Annotated in this window: 1 protein-coding gene and 1 CRISPR repeat array; the gene reads right to left on the bottom strand. The window is 51.5% G+C overall.

Going from position 1 to position 2,717, the window contains the following annotated elements:
- On the bottom strand, positions 1-154 hold a 154-nt coding region (locus BZG77_RS14430; RefSeq protein WP_077647738.1), incomplete at its 3' end, for a TIGR03643 family protein.
- A gap of 218 nt (positions 155-372) precedes the next feature.
- Positions 373-2,567: direct repeats of the CRISPR family, unit length 28 nt; unit sequence GTTCACTGCCGCACAGGCAGCTTAGAAA.
- Positions 2,568-2,717 lie beyond the last annotated feature (150 nt).

The raw sequence follows: 2,717 nt of genomic DNA, 5'->3' as shown, positions 1-2,717 counted from the left end.
TAAAGCTGCGTGGTTTTAACTCGCGCCGCATCAAAGCGATGACGTCATCCTGACGCAAGCCATACAGCGTCTCAATCGCCTCAAACGGGGTTCTATCTTCCCACGCCATTTCAATGATCCGGTCAATGTCTCCCGGTTGCTCGTTCAATGCCATATCGGTCTCCTTGCTCTAGTGGCAAACAGTACGCGTCGAGCATGAAAGACCGATCAGCGTGAGCCCTCAGACTGAGCAATGCTTTTACCCTTGKTTTTGGGATATTTAGAAATAAATAGCGAATACAGTTAGTTACGACTGGGCGTTTTTAATAAGGGTAAAAAACGATTTTTATCCTAACGGCCTGTTGTCACAGGCTATTATTTCGTTATTCTATAGTTCACTGCCGCACAGGCAGCTTAGAAAGAAGAGCGTTTAGCGTTTGGCGTTAACTTGCCGTTCACTGCCGCACAGGCAGCTTAGAAAATCATCTGAACCATCATCGGGATTTTCGTTATGTTCACTGCCGCACAGGCAGCTTAGAAATCAACGAACAAGCCTTTAGAATCCTCGTTAGCGTTCACTGCCGCACAGGCAGCTTAGAAAGGCCGAAGAAATCGCCACCTTGGCGCAGCTTGGTTCACTGCCGCACAGGCAGCTTAGAAACCAACAAGGCGCAGAGGGGGAGCTATTGCGAGGTTCACTGCCGCACAGGCAGCTTAGAAAATAACTACTCTCGTTGCTCGTTTGTTTTTAGTGTTCACTGCCGCACAGGCAGCTTAGAAATCCGCCACACGCACACCTAATTTGATACTGACGTTCACTGCCGCACAGGCAGCTTAGAAAATAAAATTACCAATGGTAACGGCCAAGGGAATGTTCACTGCCGCACAGGCAGCTTAGAAATAACGTTCGTGCTCTTTACACGAACGCGTCGCGTTCACTGCCGCACAGGCAGCTTAGAAAACTTGCAGGCCGACGTCACGCAGGCGCAATACGTTCACTGCCGCACAGGCAGCTTAGAAAAACGCATCGACGAACGCCAACCTGATACACGTGTTCACTGCCGCACAGGCAGCTTAGAAAGACAACGGCGAGGCGTTAGAGGCTACGTCAATGTTCACTGCCGCACAGGCAGCTTAGAAATTTGTATGTCGTTATCCAGACCAGTGTGGACAGTTCACTGCCGCACAGGCAGCTTAGAAAGAGACCACACGTGATTTAAAGATTTTGATTCAGTTCACTGCCGCACAGGCAGCTTAGAAACATCAACGCGAACAACGCGCTAAGAAACGGCCGTTCACTGCCGCACAGGCAGCTTAGAAAATTGAACTGGAGCAGTGGAGCGCACGGATTGCGTTCACTGCCGCACAGGCAGCTTAGAAATTTGGATTGAATTTATGGCCCTCGGGCGTCACGTTCACTGCCGCACAGGCAGCTTAGAAATTTAATTCTGTCCAGTGGGGCGGCGTCATTGGGTTCACTGCCGCACAGGCAGCTTAGAAATTAATCGCCTGATTGCGGAATTGACGCTCCATGTTCACTGCCGCACAGGCAGCTTAGAAAATCGGAACCTCCATCAGAGCCATCGTCATTATGTTCACTGCCGCACAGGCAGCTTAGAAAGCCGAAATTGCTCGTCAAAGTCTTTCGCGCACTCATAGCGTTCACTGCCGCACAGGCAGCTTAGAAAGCAACCGCTCGATAAAAACGGCGAGGTGCATGGTTCACTGCCGCACAGGCAGCTTAGAAATACCCAAAGCCGCGCCCGCACACCACCTTGGCGTTCACTGCCGCACAGGCAGCTTAGAAATTGAAAACCTTATCACCGGTGAAGATGATAACGTTCACTGCCGCACAGGCAGCTTAGAAAAGCGAGCGTACGGGCCTCACCGCTTCGATCGTGTTCACTGCCGCACAGGCAGCTTAGAAATCGATGAGGTCAGGCCGGTCATCGCAAGCTACGTTCACTGCCGCACAGGCAGCTTAGAAAAGTTGCCGCCAACGATCGGTGAGCGAGCAATGGTTCACTGCCGCACAGGCAGCTTAGAAATATTCGTAGCCGTGCAAACATATCTGCTGTTCGTTCACTGCCGCACAGGCAGCTTAGAAAATAAAAATCACACGCGTGCTTAAAGGCCGTTTGTTCACTGCCGCACAGGCAGCTTAGAAACAATCGACACAGTGGCACGCGCGCCAATAATGGTTCACTGCCGCACAGGCAGCTTAGAAACTTGCGTTCGCGACGAATAAACGCCTTAGCGGGTTCACTGCCGCACAGGCAGCTTAGAAAGATCATCGGCGCGGTGCTTAGCGTTTGCGTTTGTTCACTGCCGCACAGGCAGCTTAGAAATCACCAGGATAATTGCCATCGGTACTATAAAAGTTCACTGCCGCACAGGCAGCTTAGAAAAGCTCCCAAGTGATGTTAGATTTCGCTTTAGAGTTCACTGCCGCACAGGCAGCTTAGAAATCGCGAATGAGGCCACCTTTTCCGGCCACTGTGTTCACTGCCGCACAGGCAGCTTAGAAAGATCGTTGGCGGCAACTGGAACAACGGCAGCAGTTCACTGCCGCACAGGCAGCTTAGAAAAGATTAACGACCTGGCCGTCTGTCACGCTCAGAGGTTAATCGTTGGCCTCGATGTCGGAGGCGCGCAGTCCGCTTGGGTAATACATGACAGACATCGCACTGGCGCTTGTCCGACCTACACACCATTTTAATATCGGCGGTGTCATTGGC

The organism is Salinivibrio sp. IB643 (assembly GCF_001996105.1).
Taxonomy (GTDB): domain Bacteria; phylum Pseudomonadota; class Gammaproteobacteria; order Enterobacterales; family Vibrionaceae; genus Salinivibrio; species Salinivibrio costicola.
Note: the sequence above shows the minus strand (reverse complement) of the source record. Positions and strands in the feature narration are given on the sequence as shown.